General features: G+C 42.6%; 23 protein-coding genes. 11 read left to right on the plus strand and 12 right to left on the minus strand.

Going from position 1 to position 23,099, the window contains the following annotated elements:
* Positions 1-8: 8 nt before the first annotated feature.
* Positions 9-1,493 carry a sodium:solute symporter gene (locus GO620_RS05755; RefSeq protein WP_157523534.1) on the minus strand — a complete coding sequence of 495 codons (1,485 nt, stop codon included), beginning with the start codon at positions 1,491-1,493 and terminating at the stop codon, positions 9-11.
* A 96-nt stretch (positions 1,494-1,589) separates the two neighbouring features.
* Here GO620_RS05755 and recR point away from each other — a divergent pair, with 96 nt between their 5' ends.
* Genes recR through GO620_RS05770 form a run of 3 tightly spaced genes read left to right on the plus strand, consistent with a single transcriptional unit; the run spans position 1,590 to position 3,820 of the window.
* Positions 1,590-2,207, plus strand: a complete 618-nt coding sequence (gene recR, locus GO620_RS05760; RefSeq protein ID WP_157523535.1) for a recombination mediator RecR — start codon at positions 1,590-1,592, stop codon at positions 2,205-2,207.
* Positions 2,208-2,211: 4 nt separating this feature from the next.
* Entirely contained in the window at positions 2,212-3,021 is an 810-nt protein-coding gene (locus tag GO620_RS05765) for a glycosyltransferase (RefSeq protein ID WP_157523536.1), read from the plus strand.
* Positions 3,005-3,820, plus strand: coding sequence for an SDR family oxidoreductase (locus tag GO620_RS05770; RefSeq protein WP_157523537.1), 816 nt, complete (start codon positions 3,005-3,007; stop codon positions 3,818-3,820). The genes GO620_RS05765 and GO620_RS05770 overlap by 17 nt, the downstream gene beginning before the upstream one ends.
* Here the strand turns inward: GO620_RS05770 and GO620_RS05775 are convergent, their stop codons facing one another.
* Complete coding sequence (locus GO620_RS05775; protein WP_157523538.1) at positions 3,821-4,777, minus strand: ion channel; 957 nt, start codon at positions 4,775-4,777, stop codon at positions 3,821-3,823.
* Positions 4,778-4,986: 209 nt separating this feature from the next.
* Between GO620_RS05775 and trpD the strand changes: the two genes are divergently transcribed.
* The 4 genes from trpD (at position 4,987) to trpA (ending at position 8,665) form a co-directional block, all read left to right on the plus strand.
* Positions 4,987-5,979 carry an anthranilate phosphoribosyltransferase gene (gene trpD, locus GO620_RS05780; protein WP_157523539.1) on the plus strand — a complete coding sequence of 331 codons (993 nt, stop codon included), beginning with the start codon at positions 4,987-4,989 and terminating at the stop codon, positions 5,977-5,979.
* The gene (locus tag GO620_RS05785) at positions 5,979-6,602 is read left to right on the plus strand and encodes a phosphoribosylanthranilate isomerase (protein WP_157523540.1); all 624 of its coding nucleotides are present in this window, start codon (positions 5,979-5,981) and stop codon (positions 6,600-6,602) included. The genes trpD and GO620_RS05785 overlap by 1 nt, the downstream gene beginning before the upstream one ends.
* A 1-nt stretch (position 6,603) precedes the next feature.
* On the plus strand, positions 6,604-7,785 hold the full coding sequence (gene trpB / locus GO620_RS05790; protein ID WP_157523541.1) for a tryptophan synthase subunit beta: 1,182 nt from the start codon (positions 6,604-6,606) through the stop codon (positions 7,783-7,785).
* A 106-nt stretch (positions 7,786-7,891) separates the two neighbouring features.
* Entirely contained in the window at positions 7,892-8,665 is a 774-nt protein-coding gene (gene trpA / locus GO620_RS05795; protein WP_157523542.1) for a tryptophan synthase subunit alpha, read from the plus strand.
* Positions 8,666-8,793: 128 nt separating this feature from the next.
* On the opposite strand, the gene GO620_RS05800 is transcribed toward trpA, so the two are convergent.
* The 3 genes from GO620_RS05800 to sucC form a co-directional block, all read right to left on the minus strand.
* Complete coding sequence (locus GO620_RS05800) at positions 8,794-9,414, minus strand: L-threonylcarbamoyladenylate synthase (protein ID WP_157523543.1); 621 nt, start codon at positions 9,412-9,414, stop codon at positions 8,794-8,796.
* Between the two features lie 114 nt (positions 9,415-9,528).
* Entirely contained in the window at positions 9,529-10,059 is a 531-nt protein-coding gene (locus GO620_RS05805; protein WP_157523544.1) for a YceI family protein, read from the minus strand.
* A 178-nt stretch (positions 10,060-10,237) separates the two neighbouring features.
* Entirely contained in the window at positions 10,238-11,431 is a 1,194-nt protein-coding gene (gene sucC / locus GO620_RS05810; RefSeq protein ID WP_157523545.1) for an ADP-forming succinate--CoA ligase subunit beta, read from the minus strand.
* Positions 11,432-11,553: 122 nt separating this feature from the next.
* Here sucC and GO620_RS05815 point away from each other — a divergent pair, with 122 nt between their 5' ends.
* The 4 genes from GO620_RS05815 (at position 11,554) to GO620_RS05830 (ending at position 14,782) form a co-directional block, all read left to right on the plus strand.
* Positions 11,554-12,207 carry an ABC transporter ATP-binding protein gene (locus GO620_RS05815; protein WP_157523546.1) on the plus strand — a complete coding sequence of 218 codons (654 nt, stop codon included), beginning with the start codon at positions 11,554-11,556 and terminating at the stop codon, positions 12,205-12,207.
* 1 nt (position 12,208) lies between these two features.
* Positions 12,209-12,511: an ATP-grasp domain-containing protein gene (locus tag GO620_RS05820; RefSeq protein ID WP_157523547.1), complete on the plus strand. Its 303-nt coding sequence runs from the start codon at positions 12,209-12,211 to the stop codon at positions 12,509-12,511.
* The gene (locus GO620_RS05825) at positions 12,508-13,125 is read left to right on the plus strand and encodes a haloacid dehalogenase (RefSeq protein ID WP_198173509.1); all 618 of its coding nucleotides are present in this window, start codon (positions 12,508-12,510) and stop codon (positions 13,123-13,125) included. Before GO620_RS05820 ends, GO620_RS05825 begins: the two co-directional genes overlap by 4 nt.
* Positions 13,126-13,216: 91 nt before the next feature.
* Positions 13,217-14,782: a S41 family peptidase gene (locus GO620_RS05830; RefSeq protein WP_157523548.1), complete on the plus strand. Its 1,566-nt coding sequence runs from the start codon at positions 13,217-13,219 to the stop codon at positions 14,780-14,782.
* Positions 14,783-14,837: 55 nt separating this feature from the next.
* Here the strand turns inward: GO620_RS05830 and smc are convergent, their stop codons facing one another.
* From smc to GO620_RS05865, 7 genes are all read right to left on the minus strand, one after another.
* Positions 14,838-18,374, minus strand: a complete 3,537-nt coding sequence (gene smc, locus GO620_RS05835; RefSeq protein WP_157523549.1) for a chromosome segregation protein SMC — start codon at positions 18,372-18,374, stop codon at positions 14,838-14,840.
* 142 nt (positions 18,375-18,516) lie between these two features.
* On the minus strand, positions 18,517-19,305 hold the full coding sequence (locus GO620_RS05840; RefSeq protein ID WP_157523550.1) for a PhzF family phenazine biosynthesis protein: 789 nt from the start codon (positions 19,303-19,305) through the stop codon (positions 18,517-18,519).
* A gap of 23 nt (positions 19,306-19,328) precedes the next feature.
* Positions 19,329-20,033 (minus strand): deoxyribonuclease V, encoded by a 705-nt coding sequence (gene nfi / locus GO620_RS05845; protein WP_157523551.1) that lies wholly within the window; start codon positions 20,031-20,033, stop codon positions 19,329-19,331.
* Positions 20,034-20,510: a nucleotidyltransferase gene (locus GO620_RS05850; RefSeq protein WP_200230735.1), complete on the minus strand. Its 477-nt coding sequence runs from the start codon at positions 20,508-20,510 to the stop codon at positions 20,034-20,036.
* Positions 20,511-20,515: 5 nt separating this feature from the next.
* On the minus strand, positions 20,516-20,677 hold the full coding sequence (locus tag GO620_RS05855; RefSeq protein ID WP_157523552.1) for a hypothetical protein: 162 nt from the start codon (positions 20,675-20,677) through the stop codon (positions 20,516-20,518).
* A 103-nt stretch (positions 20,678-20,780) separates the two neighbouring features.
* Positions 20,781-22,018, minus strand: a protein-coding gene (locus tag GO620_RS05860) for an IS3 family transposase (RefSeq protein WP_200231067.1) whose coding sequence is annotated in 2 segments (ribosomal slippage) — positions 20,781-21,685 and positions 21,685-22,018 — 1,239 coding nt in all. Because the reading frame shifts where the segments join, the coding sequence is not laid out codon by codon here.
* A gap of 110 nt (positions 22,019-22,128) precedes the next feature.
* Positions 22,129-22,989: a sigma-70 family RNA polymerase sigma factor gene (locus tag GO620_RS05865; protein ID WP_078348167.1), complete on the minus strand. Its 861-nt coding sequence runs from the start codon at positions 22,987-22,989 to the stop codon at positions 22,129-22,131.
* Positions 22,990-23,099 lie beyond the last annotated feature (110 nt).

The following is a 23,099-nucleotide window of genomic DNA, read 5'->3' on the forward strand; positions in this document are numbered from 1 at the left end:
GTAATTTATTATATTACAGCTACCGTCTGTTTTGGTTTCGAGGTAGCCAATAAGCCGGCAAATGTAATCAATCCGTTGACAATGATGAGTTCGTTATCAAAAACATACCCGCCAAACAACCGTGCAGACTCTGTACTCAAGAAATAGCAAATAGCAGGAGAAATGAGACAAATAAACGGAACAAGTTTATCATTCACCTGGCGACTGTTCATTAACAGGCCGAACGAATACAAACCCAATAGCGGGCCATAGGTATACGAGGCAACTTTGAAAATTGCGCTCACTACCGCATCATTGTTAATAGTGTTGAAAAAGACGATAGTTAAAAACATCAACCCGGAAAATGCGACATGCACATAATGGCGGGTTGCGATGGCTTGTTTAGAATTTGAATCAGCACGCTTATTAAAGTTCAAAAAGTCGACGCAGAAGGATGTTGTTAAAGCAGTTAATGCAGAATCTGTGGTAGCAAAGGTTGCCGCAGTTAACCCCAACATAAACACAACTGCCGGGGCAGTACCCAGGTAATTGAGCGCGATTGTTGGATACAGATAATCAGTTTTAGCGACAGTGATGCCATTCTTAACCGCGTATATATAAAGCAATGCACCTACGCTTAGGAAAAAAATGTTGATCACTACAAAGATGGCTGTGAAACTGAACATGTTTTTCTGTGCTTCTCCGATGTTTTTTAAGCTTAGGTTTTTCTGCATCAGGTCCTGGTCGAGGCCCACCATCGCGATGGTGATAAACATGCCCCCAAGGAACTGTTTTGTGAAGTGAAATTTGCTGATCACAAACTCGTTGAAGAAAAATATTTTGGAGTAATTGCTGTTTTTCACTGTCTCAAAAGCAGAGACTACGTCAAGATTTAAGCTCCGGCAGATAAAAAATATGGACAGAAATACTGATGCCACCAGAAACAAAGTCTGCAAGCTATCTGTGATGATGATAGTTTTTAAGCCGCCTTTGTAGGTGTAAGACCAGATGAGCGCCAGGCATATAAGCACTGTGACCGCGAATGGAACGTGATAGCTATCGAAAATGAACTTTTGCAAAATAATTACAACGAGGTAAAGCCTGAATGCAGAACCTATGGTTCGGCTGATCAGGAATATCCCAGCCGCGGTCTTGTAACTCCATAAACCCAATGCACTTTCTATATAGCCGTAAATAGACGTTAGCCTTAATCTGTAGTACAGTGGCAATAAAACCGTACACACCACAATAAAGCCTGCCGCATTCCCTAAAACAAATTGAAAGTAAGCGAATTGATCCCCGGTTGGTGCGCCGACTTTGCCGGGAACGGATATGAATGTTACGCCGCTAAGCGCGGTACCTATCATACCAAAGGCAACGAGATACCATTTGGAGTTGCGGTTGGCCACAAAGAACGTATCATTGTCTGAAGATTTGCCGGCAGTGAGGAATGATATAGCCACCAGCACTACAAAGTACCCGATGATAAATAAGAGTAATACGGCCGGCGACATAGTTTTGTATTAAATCGTTAATTGGTTACAAGGCGAAAGATAGGCTGTTGACCGTATCTTGACAAGAAATGATGCCGTTTTTTTTAAATTTGATGAATGAATTTCTCCTCCAAGCTGTTAGAAAATGCCGTTGCCGAGTTTGCTAAGCTGCCGGGCGTTGGGCCTAAGACAGCGCTCAGATTAGTGCTGCATTTGCTCGGTCAGGACAAAGAGGAGGTGCAATCTTTTAGCGACGCGATGGTTAAGCTGCGTAACGAGATTCTGTTTTGCTCAACCTGTCACAATATTTCTGACCAGCCTGTTTGCGACATCTGTAGTTCTCCCAAACGCGACCACGGCATCATTTGTATAGTGGAAGATACACGCGACGTGATGGCAGTTGAAAATACTGACCAGTTTAACGGAGTGTACCATGTACTTGGCGGTTTAATTTCGCCGATGGATGGGGTAGGCCCGGCCGACCTTGAAATTGATTCTTTGATAGAACGTGTGAGCCGGGGAGATATAAAAGAAGTGTTCTTTGCATTGAGCGCGACCATGGAAGGCGACACCACGATTTTTTACCTTAACAAAAGACTTAAAAACTTTAAACTAAACATATCTACCATTGCCCGTGGCATAGCTTTTGGTGGTGAGTTAGAGTACGTTGACGAGATTACACTCGGAAGGTCAATAGCGACACGCGTACCCTACGAAAACTCACTATCAGGCTAAGTACATGAAGGTATCTGTAATTGTGGTAAACCATAAAGGGAGCAAGTTGTCGCCTTACGCGTTAACTGCACTGTCCGCTGCTGCAGATAAAGTCGAGTCTGAAATTATTGTGATTGGTGAAACTAAGAATTCGAAGGCCGAACCAATAGTCCGTTATTTTAAATCTTACGTAGATAACATCTCTCAAGACATTAATTTTGGCATAGCTAACTCAATCGGCGAGTATATTTTGATCTTACAGCCGGATGCTGTTTTGCAGTATGACGCTATTAAAAGATCTGTACAGTTTATGGATCACCATCAGCACGCTGGCGGGTTAAGCGTACGTATGCTGGATGCTGATGGCAATTATTTGCAATCTTCGAAAAAGGTATTGCCTGATAGCTGGATTGCATTTTTCAAATTGACCGGGTTGCTCAAGCAATTCCCTAAATCGCGTTTACGCCACAACTTTGCTGCACACCACGAAGACGAGTTTGATACCATCGAGATGGACGTGTTAGGCAGTAGTTTTATGTTATTGCGCAGATCAGCCTTAGACACTGTCGGTAAGTTCGACGAGCGCTTTGGTAAATATGGAAGTAACATCGACATTTCTTATCGTTTACGCCTGGCCGGTTTCAAAAATTACTACTTTCCAAAAACTTATATCATTAAAGAGCAGGCACAAGCTGTCACGAAATTTAGCTGGCAATATCTCAAAGGATTTTACGGAGCGTTGTTTATCTTCGTCATCAAATATTTCTTCAGTTTGCCTGCTGTAAAAGTTAAACCATTGCAGGAGCTGTACCCTGCATATGAACTTAAAGGATAAAGTTGTCGTGATTACCGGGGCATCTTCCGGTATCGGTAAAGCTATGGTTTACGAGTTTGCTTCGCGCGGCGCCAATGTGGTGCTCGCGGCAAGGCAATATGTAACACTTTGCGAAATCTCCGAAGACGTACAGAAAAAATACCCGGTTAAAGCCCTATCCATTCAGTGCGATGTAAGCAAAGAAGGCGACTGTGAATCGATGATCAAACAGACGGTTGCTACCTTTGCTCGGATAGATGTACTTGTGAATAATGCCGGTATCACCATGCGTGCTCTTTTTAAAGATATGGATCTAAGCGTTTTCAAAAGCGTTATGGATATCAACTTTTGGGGCACTGTATATTGCACGCGTTATGCTATGCCTCAGCTCTTGGCTAATAAGGGAACAGTTGTAGGTATATCTTCAATATCGGGAATTAAAGGGTTACCTAGCCGCAGCGCTTATTCTGCTTCGAAGTTTGCCATGAACGGTTTTCTAGACTCACTGAGGACTGAAAACCTCCATACAGGATTGAACGTGCTGATAGCCTGCCCTGGTTTTACAGCATCTAACATTCGTAATGTGGCATTAGACAAAAACGGTAATCAGCAGGGTGAAAGCAACCTGGAAGAGGATAAAATGATGACCGCCGAAGAAGTAGCTAAACGCATAGCTACAGGCGTTGAAAATAAAGCAAGAACGCTGGTTATGACAACTCAAGGCAAGCTAACTAACTTATTAAGCAAGTTTGTCCCGGGGTTATTGGATAAATTGGTTTATAACGTATTCGCTAAAGAAAAGGATTCGCTGCTGAAGTGATCAATTTAACGCAGGCAGTTCTGCTTCTGTGTAATCACTGATTTTGCCTAAGTGCAGATGTACCTTTCCTTCGTTGTCATTGTAGAAAGTAGGAGTAAAACGTGCGCCCCACACCATCTCGTCGTACATATATGATGTACGGGCATGTACTGTTTGGGAAAATGTTTCGTCGAAAGCTTGTACCAACACTGCAAATGTAGCATTACCGTTCTTAAGGTCCTCGCGGGTTACGTTATGCAGCGGACTGTTCTCATCCAGCGGGTGAACTACTGTCCAGCTAAGCGTTAATAAACTCACGTGGCTGCGTTCCAACGGCAAGGTATAAAAACGGCGCATAGGTTTGCCATCTACCATTTCATTGTAAGAGAATATCATCTCCACAGTTACCTCCAGCAGCAGATTAGGACGCTTATTGGCCAGCCTGAACATTAGTCCCTTGCCATTGGTGAGCTGATATGGCGCAACCAGTAACTGGTCGCTGAATGCGATCCTCGCTGTCGGTCTTGAGAAGCGCCCATATAATAAACCGGTTGCTAAAGCGAATGCCAGCAAACCCATCATAGATTCAAATGCCGCGATAAAATTGGTAGCAACACCGGACGGACTAATATGGCCGTATCCAACAGTCGAGAGCGTCTGCGCAGAAAAAAAGAAAGCGCTAAGAAAATGATGCAGAAAATCCTTGCCCTCCGCACCGTTAAGGTTGCGTATGCCTATGCTAACATAAATGCTTGCAAATATGAGATTGGTAATTAAATAGCCGGATAATACCATAAGCCAAAACAGTGGCCAGCGCATGGATATGAGCTTATGATAAGTATTTGTAGTGTTAAAAAAGGGTATTCCCTCACGTTTTACATTGATGGTGCCGTTTTTATTTACAACCCGCTGGCTTATGGCCTGGGTGCCGAAACCAAGGTCGTCTTCGGGGTTTACCGCATGTTTTCTGATCGCCATTTCGTAACTGCTAAAACGGTGTTTAAAATAGACAAAAAATATAAATCGGTTTGTTTTTGGTGAAAACAATACTCATATTTGTCACCATAACAACAAATGAAAAAATTAAACTTAAACGGTTGGTGGCCTAACGAGAAATCGTAAGGCAATCCTGTTTTCGTTTGTTAAATATTGGAAGGGTTGCTGATAAGCAACCCTTTTTTTATGCCATGAAACAAATTTTAAATCACCTTTTTGAACATAAGACATTTAGCAGGCAGCAGTCTAAAGAGATACTGACTGACATCGGTCAGGGGAAGTATAATGCCTCGCAAATGGCAGCATTTATGACGGCATATTGTATGCGTAGCATCACCGTTGACGAGTTAGAGGGATTTCGTGAAGCCATGCTGGAGCTGTGCCTTCCGGTAAATATCGAAGCCGGTGACCTGATAGATCTGTGCGGCACGGGCGGTGATGGTAAAGACACTTTCAACATTTCTACGCTGGCCTCATTTGTTGTTGCAGGTGCCGGTTACAAGGTGGCGAAACATGGTAATTATGGTGTGTCTTCGGGTTGCGGTTCTTCAAACGTTATTGAATACCTGGGTTACAGTTTCACCAATGATACCGGTAAATTAAACTCAACTATCGACGCTGCGAATATTTGCTTTTTGCATGCACCGCTATTTCACCCTGCGATGAAGACTGTGGCACCTATTCGCCGCGAATTGGGTGTGAAAACTTTCTTTAATATGCTTGGCCCGCTGGTGAATCCGGCGAAGCCGAAAAATCAACTCGTAGGTGTCTATAACTTGGAATTAGCGCGTTTGTATGCGTACTTATACCAAAAATCGTCGACTAATTATACCATTGTGAACGCTTTAGACGGTTACGACGAAGTATCGCTCACCTGCGATTTTAAAACATTCTCTGCCGCAGGCGAAAAGATAAATACCGTTAAAGGTTTAGGCTTCGATGTGCTCGATCCGGCAAGTATTACGGGCGGGCATACCGTCGCCGATTCGGCTGCGATTTTTACAAATGTTTTAAAGGGCGATGGCGCCGACGCGCAGAACAATGTGGTGTTAAGTAACGCTGCGCTCGCTATCAGAACAATAAGCCCAGAAAAATCTTTTGGTGACTGTTTTTATGAGGCTGAAGAGTCACTGTTGGGCAAAAAAGCGTTAAAGAGCTTCACAAATTTAATTAACGCCAACTAATGAAGATAAAGGTTTGCGGGTTAAAAGATCCAAACAACATAAAGGCAATTGAGGCGCTCGGACCGGATTTTATCGGTTTGATATTTTACCCGCGGTCGCCCAGATATATTGATGGATTACCCTCATCGGTTACAAAGGCGATTAGCCCAGCTATTGTTAAAACAGGCGTTTTTGTAAACGATTCTTTTGAGAGTATTAACTCTTTGATTTCTGAATACGAATTAGACGCTGTGCAGTTGCATGGTGTAGAAAACCCCGAGTTTTGTGCCGGATTAAAAAAAAGAGTTAAGGTGATTAAAGCTTTTAACATTGATGAAGAATTTGATTTTGATGACCTTGACGTTTATTTGCCGCACGTCGATTATTTTTTGTTCGATACGCGTAGTAACAAACCGGGCGGGAGCGGCCTGACGTTTGACTGGTCGGTTTTGAAGAATTACACGCATAATGCGCCGTTTTTTTTAAGCGGGGGACTTAGTCTTGATAACTTGGAAGCTGCACTAAAGATTTCGCACCCGCAATTTTATGCTGTTGACCTGAACAGCAAGTTTGAAATTAGCCCTGGTATAAAAGATGCCGGCAAACTAAAAGAAGCATTTAACCTGATAAGAAGAACGGTTTAATATGAGATACGGAGTTAATGAACAAGGCTATTACGGCGATTTCGGCGGAGCATACATCCCCGAAATGCTGTATCCTAATATTGAGGAACTAAGGCAGCAGTATCAGGCGATTACAAATGATGCTTCATTTAAGGCAGAATTTGAAAGTTTGCTTAAAGACTATGTGGGCAGGCCCTCTCCGTTATACCTTGCCGAAAGATTGTCTGAGAAATACGGCGCAAACATTTTTCTTAAACGCGAAGATCTCAACCATACAGGTTCGCACAAGATCAATAACGCTATAGGGCAGATCTTATTAGCAGAACGGCTTTGTAAAAAGCGCATCATCGCAGAGACAGGTGCCGGGCAGCACGGCGTAGCAACGGCTACGGTTTGCGCCTTAAAAGGTATTGAATGTGTTGTTTACATGGGCGAAGTGGATATGGAACGCCAGGCGCCAAATGTTGCACGTATGAAAATGCTGGGCGCGAAGGTTGTCCCTGCAACATCGGGAAGTAAGACACTTAAAGATGCAACAAATGAGGCGATGCGAGATTGGATCAACAATCCGCTTGATACCCACTACATAATAGGCTCTGTGGTGGGGCCGTACCCTTATCCGGAGATGGTGGCAAAATTCCAATCCATCATTTCTCTCGAAACTAAAAAACAACTTTTAGAGCATACCGGCAGAGAACTTCCTGATTATGCCCTGGCTTGTGTAGGCGGCGGCAGCAATGCAATGGGAATGTTCTACCATTTTTTGGATGACGAAAGTGTAAAACTAATCGCTGTAGAAGCGGCAGGAAAGGGTGTTGAAAGCGGGCACTCTGCTGCAACAACGTTTTTGGGAAAAGAAGGTGTGCTGCATGGCAGCCGTACGATTTTAATGCAGACCGAGGATGGTCAGGTAGTTGAACCATATTCAATATCCGCCGGATTAGACTATCCCGGTATTGGCCCGCAGCATGCACACTTATATAAGATCAACCGTGCACAGTATGTAAGCATCACCGACGATGAAGCTTTAAATGCAGGCCTATTAGTCTCTCAATTAGAGGGAATTATACCTGCGATTGAATCGGCACATGCCTTTGCTTATTTGGAAAAAATGAAATTTAAGCCCAATGATAATGTTGTGATCTGCCTGTCAGGCCGTGGCGACAAAGACTTGGATACTTACATTAAACATTTTGGGTATTAATTAACTGAAATGTCATCCCGAACTTGTTTAGGGATCCCGGTATAAAAGTTTTAACTGTCCTGTGAGATGCCGAAACAAGTTCGGCATGACAGTAATTTTCAAACAAATGAACCGTCTTAACCAACTCTTCGATACAAAAAAAGATAACCTGCTTAGTGTGTATTTCACAGCGGGTTACCCTGAACTGAATAGCACTCTAGCCATTGCCGAAGCTTTGGAGAAAGCCGGAGTAGACTTTTTGGAAGTAGGTTTCCCATATTCAGATCCCGTTGCCGATGGCCCAACCATTCAGCATAGTTCACAAATGGCGTTGGATGCCGGTATGAATTTAAACTTGATTTTCGAGCAGTTAAAAGATCTTCGCAAATCGGTAACTATCCCCATTTTATTGATGGGTTATGCCAATCCGGTAATGCAATTCGGCGTAGAGAATTTTTGTCGTAGAGCTGCAGAAGTCGGGGTCGATGGCTGCATTATACCAGACCTGCCGATGCATGAATATGAGATGTTATACAAGGATGTCTTTGCCAGATACAACATCAGCAATATTTTTCTTGTAACGCCACAAACTTCAGAAGACCGTATCCGCAAGATCGATGAGCTGAGCAATAGTTTTATATACTTGCTATCCTCCGCATCAATTACGGGCAAGGCACTACAACTGAATGACCACGTAGACACGTATTTCGCGCGCATCCAAGGCATGAACCTTAAAAACCCAACCATAGTAGGCTTTGGTATAGGCGACAAGGCCTCGTTTACCAAGGCTTGCCAATACAATCGTGGCGCCATTGTGGGCAGCGCGTTTGTAAAAATGTTAGGCGAGGGTAGCGATTATTTAAGTAAAGTTGAGGGGTTTGTGAAGGGGATATGCGAGTAAAATGCCAAACATGTCATCGCGAAGCACGAAGCAATCTCAGAGGATGTTCTTAAGATTTTATGCTGGATCCCGACTTAAATCGGGAGCCGCGTCACTGCGCTCCTCGTAATGACAAATTTTAGATTATATTATAAATATAGCTCCAAATCCCCTTTACCTTCACGCAAAACCTCAAATTCGCCTGTGGTACAGTCGACCACGGTGGATGCCACATTACCGCCGTATCCGCCATCAATAACAATGTCTACCAGGTCCTGATATTTTTCGTAGATCAATTCAGGGTCGGTTGAATACTCAATGATGTCGTCTTCATCATGGATCGAAGTAGAAACGATTGGATTACCCAACACCTTTACTATCTCACGGGCAATGTTGTTATCAGGTACACGTATACCCACCGTCTTCCTGCTCGAACTTAACAGTTTAGGAACGTTATGGCTGGCATTGAAAATAAAGGTAAACGGCCCCGGTAGGGCTTTTTTTAAAATTCGGAATGCGGTATTGTCAATAGGCTTGGTATAATCAGAAATATTGCTCAAATCGTAGCAGACGAAGGAAAAATTTGCCTTCTCGGATTTGATATTTCTGATACGGGCCACACGTTCTATAGCCCGCTGATTGGTTATATCACAGCCCAGACCGTACACTGTGTCGGTAGGGTAAATGACTACGCCGCCTTTACGCAATACATCTACCACTTGTTCAATGGTTTTAGAATTAGGATTTTCTGGGTATATTTTCAGCAACATGACTAATGAGCAAATGAACAGCCCAATTGGTTTTAAAAAGAAAAAGCCTTTCGATTTGAAAGGCTTTAAAAAGATGTATCTGCACAACTAAACTTGTGCAAAACTGCATATCAATTAAGCTTGCTTAGCGAATTGCGCATTAATGATCAGTTTAATTTCGTCGCCAACAACAATAGCACCTGCTTCGGTAACGCCTTCCCAGGTTAAGCCAAATTGTTTACGGCTGATCTTGCCTGTTACTTCAAAGCCTGCTTTGGTATTGCCATAGAAATCGGTAGCTGTGCCGCCAAATTCCACATCAAGCGTAACCGGGTTGGTTTTATCTTTAATAGTTAGGTCGCCTGTTAGTTTATAATCGTCGCCATCTTTTGTTAGCGATGTTGATTTAAAAGAAATGGTAGGGAACTGCGCAGCATCAAAAAACTCAGGGCTTTTCAAATGACCGTCGCGTTGTTCCTGGTTGGTGTCAATGCTGTCAACATCAAGAGAAAACGTAACATCCGCGTTTGAGAAATCTTCATTCTCTGCAGAAATTTCGCCCTCAAATTTTTTGAATGAACCTGTTACCGTAGATATCACCAGGTGTTTTACTTTAAATTGCACTTCTGAGTGCATTGGGTCCATAGACCATTTGGTAGCTGCCATATTTTTAAATTTTTTGTTTTAACAAATGTAGTAGATATATGTTTGAACATATATCTACTACATTTAAGATTACAATTTATAGACGAACGGGCCCTAAGTCGTTAAGCATTTGTAAATCGCAAGCACAAAAAATGCGCCCCGGTTTTATTCGAGACGCTATATATCAACTTTATTTAGATTATTTAGACAAAACGTCTTTCACAATATCAGCAGCTTCTTTTAACAAGATTGCAGAGTAAACCTGCAGGCCTGAATTATCGATCAATTCTTTGGCCTCTTTAGCATTTGTACCTTGCAAACGAACGATGATAGGAACGGGGATATTGCCAATTTCATTGTATGCATCAATAACACCTTGCGCAACACGGTCGCAACGGACAATACCGCCGAAGATGTTGATTAGGATCGCTTTTACGTTCGGATCTGAAAGGATGATATTAAATCCGGCCTTTACCGTTTGCGCGTTAGCCGTACCACCAACGTCAAGGAAGTTAGCCGGCTCGCCACCCGCCAGTTTGATAATGTCCATGGTCGCCATAGCCAAACCAGCACCATTAACCATACAACCCACATTACCATCAAGCTTTACATAGTTAAGATTAGATTTGCCTGCCTCAACTTCGGTAGGGTCTTCCTCATCAGTATCACGTAAAGCAGCATAGTCGGCATGACGGTATAATGCGTTATCATCAATGTTCACCTTAGCGTCAACCGCTAAAATTTTATTGTCAGATGTTTTAAGCACCGGGTTGATCTCGAACTGAGAAGAATCTGTAGCATCATAAGCTCTATAAAGCGCAGTGATAAATTTCACCATATCTTTAAAAGCATCGCCGCTTACACCAAGGTTAAAGGCAATCTTACGTGCCTGGAAACCTTGTAAACCCACTTTAGGGTCAATCTCTTCTTTAAATATTTTCTCAGGTGTGCTGTGCGCTACTTCCTCAATGTCCATCCCGCCTTCAGTAGAGTACATGATTATGTTGCGGCCTTTTGCACGATCAAGCAATACGCTGATGTAAAATTCTTTGGTTTCGCTTTCGCCCGGGTAATAAACGTCTTGCGCTATAAGCACTTTGTTTACTTTCTTACCCTCGGGTCCCGTTTGCGGTGTAACCAATTGCATGCCTAAAATCGCGCCTGCTTTTTCTTTAACATCGTCTATGTTTTTAGCCACCTTTACGCCACCGCCTTTGCCACGGCCGCCGGCATGTATCTGGGCTTTCACAACAACCCAATCAGACCCAAAATCTTCCTTCATTTTTTGGGCCGCGGTTACAGCCTCTTCAACAGTGTCGGCAACTATGCCTTCCTGAACGCGTACGCCAAAGCTTTTTAATATAGCCTTGCCCTGATATTCGTGAATATTCATTGTTTCAGTAGAATTTGCGGTAAAGCTACAATTTTAAGCCTTGTTACAAAACCTCAGAAACTATTTTAAGTGTAAATAAACAGCGACAACAAAATTGCCTTGCAATCTGCTATTTTTGCGCCATGCTACAAGCTACAGGGATACAGAAAAAGTTTGGTGCGCTGCACATATTAAAGGGTGTAGACCTGCAGGTTAATAAAGGCGAGATAGTTGCCATTGTTGGCGCATCCGGAGCCGGTAAAAGTTCTCTGTTAAACATATTGGGTACACTCGATAAACCAGATAGCGGTCAGATCTATATAGCCGGAACCGATGTAAGCCACTTGGGTAACAAACAGCTTAGCCACTTTCGCAATCAGCATATAGGTTTTATATTCCAATTTCATCATTTATTGGTTGAGTTCAACGCGCTGGAAAATGTTTGCATCCCGGCCTTTATTGCGGGTACACCTAAAGCCACAGCAGAGAAGAAAGCTAAAGAATTATTGGATATCCTCGGGCTATCAGCCCGGATGGACCACAAGCCCGCGCAGCTATCAGGAGGGGAGCAGCAGCGGGTCGCTATTGCCAGGGCATTGATCAACGACCCGGCATTGATCTTCGCGGACGAACCATCCGGTAACCTCGACTCAGCGAACGCCAGAGATCTGCATGAGTTGTTTGTTCGCTTGCGGAACGACTTTAATCAAACATTTGTTACCGTCACTCACAACGAAGATCTGGCAAATTTGTCTGACCGTAAGGTAACCATGAAGGACGGCTTAATCGTTGAATAGGATGACTGTTTTGATTACCTGCGCACTCGGTGCCCAAGCACATCAGCTTAAAAAGACCATGCCAATTGATACGGAAATCATATTGGGTGATTATGCAGATGTACCTGAAGTAATGATCAAATCAAAGCAAATCATTCAGCTGCCTAGTCCTGCAGGGCCTTCTTACCAGCACCAGATGCTGGCTTTGTGTTTGGATAATAGGGTTGACGCTGTATATCCGCTTGATGCAAAGGAGTTTAATGCATTAGCCGAAAGCGAACAGTTATTCGCAGAATATGGCATCAGTATTAATAGAACAGTATGACTTACAGCGACCTGGATAGGACTAAGAAGGCCTTTATTTTTGAACTGGATGACGTTCTTTATCCGCAGAAAGATTATCTATTACAGGTGTACTACCTGTTCGCAGGATTTATGGAATATACAGAATTGCTGGATGAGAAAGTATTGCTGAAGTTAATGACAGAAACATATTTCTCTGCAGGGCCTGATGCTGTGTTTGATGAAATACAATCTAAATTTAAGATAGAGGGGAAATACCGGTCTAACCTGACGCATCTTATGGCAAATGCTAAACTACCATTGCCATTGTTACTGTATGAACCAATGCTGACGCTATTGCAAGATATTGTTATTGACCGCAAACAGATATCCATTGTAACAGCAGGGGATGCCCAACTGCAGTTAAATAAAATAAAGCAAACCGAGTGGCACGGCCTGGACAAATATCTTACATGCTATTTTGAAAGCGAATTTACAGACATGGCTAACACAGATGTTATAACCATGCTATTGCAAAAACACGGCCTTGTTGCACAGGATGTACTTATGATTGGAAAAGACGGCGCAATTGAGAAACTAGCCGCAAAGCATCATGTCAATGTAATGGATGTTGAAAGTTTTTTAACCACCCATTAATATTTTCTGCAATTTTATTACCTTTACTCCCTGATTAACAAGCCCTAATAATTTTTTCTCATCTTTATACTATTGATTAAACCAGTTTTACATGAATAGAAATTTTATCTATCTATTATCTGCAATTGCTGTGTTAAGCAGCTGCGTTAAGGGTATCAACAATCCAACTAATGGCAGCTTAAACAGTATCACCGGCGGTACAACCGCTACAACCGGCAGCACTGTAACAGGCTCTTCTACTGTTGTGGCTGATGCCATAAAAGACTCTGTTTACTATTACACAAAAGAAGATTATTACTGGGCAGATGCCATCCCTGACTATAACACCTTTGCTCCGCGGACCGCTGCCAACGGTACAACAGATATCCTTGCGTTAACAAACGAGGTCAATAAATTATCGCAGTATAAAATTAACTCCGCAACAAGCTTGCCTTATGAGTATGTATCGACAAACGTTGGCAAGGCGAAATATTTCTATATAGACGCCGGCCAGACCACCTTAAGGCTTAACGCCGTTAGCGGCGATTTTGGTTTCGGCAGGGCATATCGTAATGCTACAGACTTAAGGGTTTCTTATGTAAATCCGGGTTCGCCGGCTGCAAATGCGGGCATGGTACGTGGGTCGCAGATCACTGCAATTAACGGAACCACAAGCTTAAACAATGATGGCGCCAATGGTACAAATACAGCTTTTATTAACAGCGCAATGGCGGGCAGTATTATTAGTGTTGCCGCTACAAAACCCGATGGTACAAAAGTTACTTACAACCTAACGGCGGCCATATATGCAGATAACCCCATCCTAAAAACACAAACTATTACGCTTGCCAATGGAAAGAAAGCCGGTTACATTGTGTTCAATAGTTTTGTAACGCAGGCAACTGCTAAACCATTACTGGACGCGGCCTTTGCCAAATTTGTGGTAGACGGAATCAGCGAGCTGATTGTTGATGTACGCTATAACGGTGGTGGTTACACAGAAACTGCACAATATCTGTTGAACCTTATCGCTCCGGCAACCGCATCAAACAATACCATGTTTACAGCAACTTACAACCCGGCTTTGCAAGGCGGTAAACAGCTGTTGTTAAAGAACCAGTTGCGTAAAGATGCCAGCGGAACAACTTTTAATTATGGCCAGGTTGATTATTCACTGACCTCTCAGACTTTTAAATTTGGTTCTACACACCCGTTAAATTTAACCCGTGTATTTTTCCTTACAACCGGGGCAACCGCATCGTCAAGCGAAGCAACAATAAACGCGCTTAGGCCGTACATGAATGTGCAGTTGGTTGGTGGTACTACCTACGGAAAACCCATCGGTTTTATTGACATCAAAATTGGTACGTATACTATGTATCTGCCGGCATTTGAGATTAGAAATGCCAATGGTGACAGTAACTACTATAACGGCATGACCCCGGGTTCGTCAACATATCCTGGTTATGCAACTGCCGACGACCTTACTCACGATTTTGGTGACAGCAATGAAGGGTTGTTATCTGCCGTGGTAAACTATCTAAATGGTGGTGTTTACAAATCAAACTCAACTTCCACTGTTGGTGTGCAAAGCATAGGTTCACAGAACTACGACTCGTCTGTAATAGATGCAGACCAGTTTAAAGGGATGTTGTTCCAATATCCCAAACATAAATAGGATTAACTATCAGATCATATCAAACGCCCTTGCAGAAATTGTAAGGGCGTTTTTGTTAGTCGGCCAGTTCGCGAAGATCGACCGCTACCACACGGGATATGCCTTGTTCTACCATGGTAACACCATAAATGATATCAGTGCTGGCGATGGTACGTTTGTTATGCGATACAATAATGAACTGCGAGTCGCTGGAAAATTTGCGGATAATGTTATTAAACTTATCAATATTAGTATCGTCAAGCGGTGCATCAACCTCATCGAAAATACAGAACGGTGCCGGCTTAAGCAGGTAAAGCGAAAACAAGATCGCTGTCGCAGTGAGTGTTTTCTCGCCTCCGGACAACTGGTTTATGGACAGTGGTCGTTTACCTTTTGGTTTCGCGATGATATCTATATCAGAATCAAGCGGATTATGTGGGTCGGTTAGGATCAGGTCGCACGAATCCTCCTCGTTAAATAGTGAGCGGAACACTTTTATGAAGTTTTCGCGTACGCTGATGAAAGCTTCCATAAACTTTTCGCGGGCGGTGTCGTCAATTTCTTTGATGGTTTCTAGGAGCGAGGTTTTAGCTTCCTGCAGGTCTCTTTTTTGCGCATGTATAAACTTACTGCGCTCATCCATTTCATTATAAGCCTCAATAGCCATTGGATTGATAGCACCAAATTCGTCTAATTGCCGTTTTATTTTATCGGTTTTGTCGCGCAGGTTTTCTTCGGTTTCACCATCAGGTGGGGCAACGTCCAGTAAGTCCTCGATATCAACGTTAAATTCCACAGATAGCCGTTCTTTTAGGGCATTGAGCTCTATCTTAAGATTATTACGTTCATCTTTTAATTCGTTCTCGATGTAATCGGCTTGCTCTTTTTGGCGGCGAAGCAGCGAGATGTCATTCTCCGTTTCTGTAATTAAGCCGCGGCTTGCGTAGTAAAGATTCTCGGCTTCTGTAACACCTTTTTCCATCTCTTCCCGCTGTTGATACATGCCTAACAGGTCATCGTCAGAATGGTCTGTGTGTTGCAGTGTAATTTGGATTTCCTGCTTCACCTTTTCAAGTGCCGCCGAATTTTCCCCAATTCGCTTACTGGTGTTCTCGTGTTGCGCCTCGCGATACTGCAAATCCTTATCTAAGCTTGTAACAGCATTTTGCTGCTGATGAAACCTGATGTTCTCTTGATTATAGATTGCAGAGCGCAAGTTATATTGCTCATTTAGTTCATTAAAAGCAGATTGACTAGCATTGAGCAAATCGGCTTGTATTTGCTTTTCCGTTCGCAGTTGGGTGAGTTGCGGTTCAGCAAGGGCAATGTCCTGCCCAATAGTCACCATTTTCGCAGCGATATCATCTTTGCGGTTATGGCTGTTTTCTATAAAAGTTTGATACTGCTCGCGACGGGTTTGTACGGTGACTAACTCTGTATTTAGCCTGTTAAGTTCCTGCTGCTTCTGTATCAAATCGCCGGGTCGTGCCGAGGCTTTGTATGCAGTTAATTTGTTGTTCAGATCTGCAACAGCAGCGTTAGCCTTCGCCAATAAGGCCTCTGTAATCTTTATTTCCTTAGCCAGGTTTTCCAGGTTTTTTGTACGGCCTATGCGTTTACCTTCAAATAAGCCCACAGAACCGCCCGCAGCTGTGTGCTTTGAGATATTGAATTTTCCGGTTTGCGATATAACGACTACATCATCTTTAGGTCGATTTTTAAACGTTTGCTCTACCGATTCGTCTGTCAGGTAAACCCCATTCAATAACGTGTGGCACAACGCGGCATATTTTTCGTCTACCTGTATCACATCTATAGCAGCGATATAGTTTTGAGGAACGTTGCGTTTAAAAAAGTCTGGTTGACTGTAAGTATTAAGAATGAAGAACTGAGCGCGTCCACGCGCCGCGTCGCTAAGCAGATTAATTGCTGTCGCAGCCTCCGTCAAATCTTCAACAACATAATGGTTCATTAACGGTTCCAGATAGTTTTCTATCGCTACACGATACTCTTCCTGACAAAACAACACATCGCTGAAAAGGAGCGGGGCTTTAGACCAACCGACAGTCTTTTTTAAAAACCGTATCGATTCGGGGAAGCCTTCCAGGTTGTCCACCATGCTTTTGGTAAGCGTATACTCGTTTTGTTTAGCATCTAGTTTCCGGCCTTCATCTCTAACCTGCTGATTAAGTTTAACTAGGTCTTCTTCGGCATTTTTGATTTGTTGTTGCAGATAAGCCTCGTTTTCCGCCATCGTACTATGCTCTGCGTCTAATGCTTCCGTCCTGAGCGACAGCTCCGCGATTACCTGGTTGAATTGAGAAAGCTCTGTTTCTTTGCCCGCAGTGTCTTCCATATTGCGAAGGCTCTCTTGTTCTAAGGCCTGCAACTGTATTTTTAATATATCGCTGTCCTTCTCAGTTTTGTAGATTTGATTTTGGATCTGATTGTTAACCGAATTTAACTGGTTTATTTTATCTCTCGCCGAAGCTTGTTTTAACCTTAGTTCATCAACTTCTTTTTTAAGCGATTCGACGGTAGCGGTTAAAGTTGTTAAATTCTCTTGTTCAACGGACTTTTCTTCTGTCAAACGTTTTATGTTGTAAAGCACATGGTTTAGCTGGTTGCGGTCGCGGTCCAGCTCTTCCGTAAGGCGCTGTTCTTTATCCTTCTGAAACTTTAGCTGCTCGTTGCGTACTTTTTTCTCACTCTCGTAAGCACGAATCTTTCCTATAAAGTCGTTTGTAGCTTTTTGCTGTACCGATAAGTTTTTCTCGTTAGTCAGACTTTCTAACTTTTGCTTTTGTAACAACGCCTCTTGCGTGTCTATCTTAGTGACGATACCTGCCCGCTCTATTTTTTGCGCTGTTTCACGCGCTTCTATCTTAGCTAGTGAATTACTAAAATTCACAACCCTGAAAGATGCCAATGAAACGCTAAGCGATTTATATTGCTCACGCAGGCGGTTGTAGCGTTCTGCTTTCTTTGCTTGGTTTTCAAGCGTTTTAAGGTTTTTTTCTATTTCAAAAAGCAGATCATCAACACGCATCAAGTCAGCTTCGGTATCTTTTAACTTATTGAAAGTTTGCTTTTTACGTAGCTTGTATTTTGATATACCCGATGCTTCTTCGAACAAATTGCGCCGCGACCCTTCTTTATTGCTGATGATCTCTTCGATCATTTTTAACTCGATAATAGAGTACGAGTCGGCACCAATACCGGTATCTAAAAACAGATCGGTAATGTCTTTAAGACGGCACTGCACATCATTCAGGCGGTATTCGCTTTCTCCGGTGCGATATAATTTACGGGTAATGGTTACTTGTGAGAACTCGGTAGGGAGAACGTTCTTCGTGTTATCAAAAGAGAGGGAAACTTCTGCCAGGTTTGCCGGTTTACGGCTTTTACTGCCATTAAAGATGACGTTCTCCATCTTTTCTGACCGCAGCATACGTGTGCTTTGCTCGCCAAGCACCCAGCGGATAGAGTCAACAACGTTAGATTTACCGCAGCCGTTAGGCCCAACAATGGCAGTAATACCCTCATTAAAATTGATGGTAATTTTATCGCCAAAGCTTTTAAAGCCTTTTATTTCTAAACGGGTAAGCTGCATTAACGGGGTAGCGGGTCAACCAATAAATTAGGATCAAAAGATAAATGAAAAACGCGAAAGGATAAAGCAAAGATATAAACGGGTTATGTTGATAAAGTTATCCCGTAAAATTTCGGTATCACTTACGATGTCTTCAGTTTGCTTACACGTAGATTTCACCTTTTAAATAAGTAATGGCGTTTCCGCTCATCAAAACCCGATCGCCTTTAAGCTCGCACCATAACTCTCCTTTACGTGCAGAGAGCTGATAGGCGTGGAGTTCAGTTTTGTTTAATTGATCTGCCCAGTAAGGAATAAGATTACAGTGAGCCGAGCCGGTAACAGGATCTTCGGCCACACCGGCGGCAGGGGCAAAAAACCGTGAAACAAAATCTACATCATTCCCCGGCGCGGTAATGATCACGCCAATAGCATCGATCTTTGCCAACGCAGAGAAATCAGGCCTAATTTCGACGATATCTTCTTCAGTATCGTAAACCAAAAAGTAATCGCGCGATTTTAGGACAGCGTTTGGCGCTTTAACATTAAGGGCTGCTAACAACCCGTCAGGCATGTCTGCCGCGATTGGCGGGCGCGAAGGAAAGTCGAGGGTGTATTTATTACCATCTTTATAAACTTTCAATACACCTGCTTTTTGAGTTTCAAAGCTGATCTCATTTTTTGCATAGCCCAATTGTGTATAAAGAATGTGCGCAGTTGCAAGGGTTGCATGCCCGCAAAGGTCTATTTCCAGTTCGGGGGTAAACCATCGCAGGTGAAAACCATTTTCAGTCTGTATAAAGAATGCGGTTTCTGCCAAGTTGTTTTCTAAGGCGATCTTCTGCATTATTTCGTCCGGCAACCATTCTGTAAGCGGACAGACTGCAGCAGGGTTGCCACCAAAAAGTTTATCAGTAAACGCGTCGGCCTGGTAGATGGGAATAGTTTTCATCCGGCCAAAATACTAACTGTTTTTTAGAATAAAAGTTGCTGGGCATTGCTGCCGATATCTTTTATACGGAATTCATTAACCAGGTTATGAGCCTGCCGGATTGGTTCGGGTATGCGGTAACCGCGTATGCAATTTTTGATTACTTCAACGCTTTGCTCTATATCGATATGATGTCCCGGCGAAATGTAAATGGGATTACAGTTCTTTTTACTTCGCAAAGCGATACTAACAACTTCGCCTTTATCGGTCATTTCGCTTTGAGCAAAAGCTTCATTAGCAGGTTCTATAAACCGTCCCGCCAAGCGGCTCTTAGCGCTACCAATAGTAGGAACATCCGTTAACCATCCAAAGTGTGTGGCAATACCCATACGGCGTTCATGCGCAATACCTTGGCCGTCGAGTACCATCAGATCGGGTTTTGTTTCTATCTGTTCCCAAACTTTTAATAATGCCGGCAGTTCGCGAAAAGCCAATAAGCCCGAAATGCATGGAAATTTAGTCTCTGCTTTTGCAGTGTAATTGCCAATTACGGTTAGTTCAGGATACTTAAATAAAACTATCCCGGCGTAAACAGTTTCTTCGCCTTTATTAAAAGAGATATCTGCGCTACCTATGATTTTTACTTCTTTATATAGAGGGCGAATTTGGATATGCTTGCGCAATTCTTGCTGTAACGCTACTGTTTGGGCAGGAGAGAGGCTGTCGTAATTAAGAGAATTTAATTTCAATTATTCTCCTCTTAATTTTTTAATTCGCTCAAGATTTATCACATCAAGTTGATCTTTAGGTCTGTTAACAGCTTTTTTATTAGCGAGAAGTTGATTGATATGCAGAAAAGGAACCTTAATATTATCTATATCTGCTATAGAAGCTAATTCTAAACATTCGTTAAAGGTGTAACCTTCAAGTCCTTTCATTTCGACTATGATATCTAATACTAACCCGTTGTTTAAATTAAATTCCGTCCATCCTGGAACAAATTGCATGGTTTCTACCATTGGGTAATCACCCATATCGCAATCAAAAAACGCCTGTCTTAAATTTTTACGGTTTGGAATGTTGTCTTCAATCCAAATATCCAAATCACCTGTAAATCTTGGATAACCATGCAAGTTTGTGGCATAACCACCTATCATGATATACCTAACATTATTATCTTGCAGGCTTTTCCAAAACCGTAAAATTTCTTCGTCGAAGATATCCACGTTTTTTACTTGGCAATAAAAGGCTTATGAGTAATTATAGCCTTTTCCATTGTTTTTTGGATCTTGTAAAGTTTTGTAGCAAAAAGAAAGCGTTCTGTATAAGTACGTTTTAACGCTTCTTTTAACAAATTTATTTCAGCGTCTTCAAATTGCTTTTGAGTTGCCATTGGGAATGTTAATAATCAAAATTACTTATTTAAATTCTTAAATCAACTGAGTAGTCCTGAAATAGGTTGACTATTTTTTTGATATACAAACATTAAAAAAAGCTCAAACATCCACCAAAGATGTTTGAGCTTTTTTATTGTAAGATTTCAATTTGATCTTGTTTTGTTGATGCATTTGAGCAGGGGTTAGCATATTACAACTCAGGTGTGGCCGGTTATTATTGTAGATGTGTACGCTTTGAGCCGCCAGCTTGAAAGCCTGGCTGATGTTGTTCAATTGATCTGAAAACCCAAATTCATCTTTAAGGATGCCATTTACACGCTCAGCTATCGCATTCTCATATGGGTTGCCGTTCTCTGTCATGCTGATGCTGATATTGTTGCTTTTTAAATGGTCAGTGTAAAGTTTGCTGCAATATTGCAACCCCCGGTCTGAATGGTGAATGAGTGCCTGACTATGGTATTGCCTGTTCGCTATCGCCATTTGTAGCGCCTTTAATGTAGATGATGCTTCCATGTTCCCGCATAGTTCATAACCCATGATCTGCTTAGAATAAGCATCAGTGATCAGGTGCAGGTAGCCATGGCCATCTTCACTGGTATCAATATAAGTAATATCAGCTACCCATACCTGCTCAGGTCGGGTAAGTGCTGTTCCTTTGACCAGGTTAGGGTACTTATGCATCCAGTGTTTTGAATTGGTAGTGACCGTATAACGTCTTCTTTTGCCGACCAGCAGTCCCTCTGTCCTGAGCAACTTAAACAGCTTGTCCCTGCCGATGCTTAGTTCACCTTTTAGCAGGTAGTGCAGCTTTCTGGTTCCCAGCCGCGGCATTTGCCGTCGCAGCCCAAGAACCAAGGCCTTTGCCTGCTTCTGCCTGTTCTCTGTCGAATAGTACTGGGTTTGTGCTTTATAATAAGATTGTTTATTATAGCCAAACAACTCACAGAACGTACTTACTTTTCTTGGGTAGGTCCTGGCAAGCTCTTTGATCGTTTGGCTGCGTCTTTTTTTAAGATGCTGATCCCTTCTTCCTGTTCGGCGATCTCGATCAGCTTCTGATAAGCGATCAGCTTCAGTTTAGTGTCAGCCAACTCTTTCTCCAGGTCTTTTATGCGTTGCTTTTGCGGGTCTTTCATTGGGCGGCCTAATGCTCCTGCTTTGGGGTAGTGCAATTTACCATACTTGCGGCACCATTCCAATAATCTCGAATTACCCTTTATTCCATACTTGGCCTGCAATTGGTCCTTGTTCAGCAGCCCGCGTTCATACTCGGCGACGACAGATCGCCTGAATGCCTCGCTATACTTTAAATGCGAGGCTTCTCCTTTTACTTTAATTACCTTGTAACTCATCTTGTTGACGTTTTATTAGTCAACTTTTTTCAGGACGAGACAAACAAACAAAAAGCCCCGATGAAATCGGGGCTCTCAAATGCTTTAAGAAAGGATTAACCTAAATATGACTTAAGAATTTTGCTTCTTGAGGTATGCCTTAAACGCTGTAATGCTTTGTCTTTGATCTGGCGAACACGCTCACGTGTTAAATTGAATTTTTCGCCAATCTCTTCCAATGACAATGGGTGATTGCTTCCCAAGCCAAAGAACAACACGATGATCTCACGCTCGCGCTCTGTTAACGTAGATAGTGAACGTTTGATCTCTTCTGACAATGATTCATTGATAAGGATAGAGTCTGTGTTTGGCTCCTGGTTCTCTAATACATCCAGCAAAGTGTTTTCTTCGCCTTGTACAAACGGCGCATCCATAGAAACATGGCGACCCGAGTTGCTTAACGTATCAGAAATTTTGTCGACAGTAGTTTCTAAGATGTCAGCTAATTCTTCGGGAGATGGCTCGCGCTCATACTCTTGCTCCAGTTTTGAAAATGCCTTGCTGATCTTGCTTAAAGAACCTACCTGGTTTAATGGTAAACGCACAATACGTGATTGTTCTGCAATAGCTTGTAAAATTGACTGGCGAATCCACCATACGGCATACGAGATAAACTTAAAACCTTTGGTTTCGTCAAAACGCTTAGCTGCCTTTATCAAACCCAAGTTACCTTCATTGATCAAATCGCCCAATGTGAGTCCTTGATTTTGATATTGTTTAGCAACAGAAACCACAAAACGGAGGTTGGTTTTTGTTAACCGCTCTAAGGCAGCCTGATCGCCCTCGCGTATCTTTTGTGCTAATATTACTTCTTCTTCGGCAGTGATTAGGTCAACCTTACCAATTTCGTGAAGATATTTGTCGAGCGACTGGCTCTCACGGTTGGTAATTGATTGCGTTATTTTGAGTTGTCTCATCTAATTTTATTACCTCTATTCTAATATTTTAGCTTAGAACGTGCAAAGGTACAAAAAGTTACCTAAAAATTGAAACAGCAGTGTCAGATTTATATGCTCTTGGCTTATAA

The organism is Mucilaginibacter ginkgonis (assembly GCF_009754905.2).
GTDB lineage: Bacteria > Bacteroidota > Bacteroidia > Sphingobacteriales > Sphingobacteriaceae > Mucilaginibacter > Mucilaginibacter ginkgonis.